This window comes from Mesorhizobium sp. M1D.F.Ca.ET.231.01.1.1 (assembly GCF_003999155.2).
In the GTDB taxonomy this organism is placed as follows: Bacteria; Pseudomonadota; Alphaproteobacteria; order Rhizobiales; family Rhizobiaceae; genus Mesorhizobium.
The window spans coordinates 1-349 of sequence record NZ_RZOZ02000131.1; the positions used below are offsets into that span (position 1 = coordinate 1).

1 protein-coding gene is annotated in these 349 nt (G+C 55.6%); it reads right to left on the bottom strand.

Annotated features, from left to right (window positions below; translation table 11 throughout):
* A partial coding sequence (locus EN874_RS32625; RefSeq protein ID WP_127428853.1) for a DUF1326 domain-containing protein occupies positions 1–176 on the bottom strand: 176 nt, incomplete at its 3' end.
* Positions 177–349 lie beyond the last annotated feature (173 nt).

The window sequence follows — 349 nt, forward strand, 5'->3', positions numbered from 1 at the left end:
TCCAATCGAACGTCGCCGTAATTGCCCTTGTCGATATGAAAGACCAAGGCCACATCGCAAACACCTTGCGTCGGCTTCGATGTCAGCTGCGCGTTGGTGGACACCAGGCAAGGACATACGACATCGCAATTGCAGTTTTCGAAGTAACTGCCAGACAATTGCCAACTGGTTGCCATTTTCACCTCCCGGCTCTGTCAGGCGGGTCGGCTCGGATCGCTTTGGCGAGGTGGTGCCGCTTAAATCGTGGAAGCGGCAAATGGCCCGACATCGCGACTGCTCGGCACGCCAGGGCATATAGTTTAGTTGTACCTAATGCAGGCTACGCCGATACCCGGCACTGTCAAGCGAA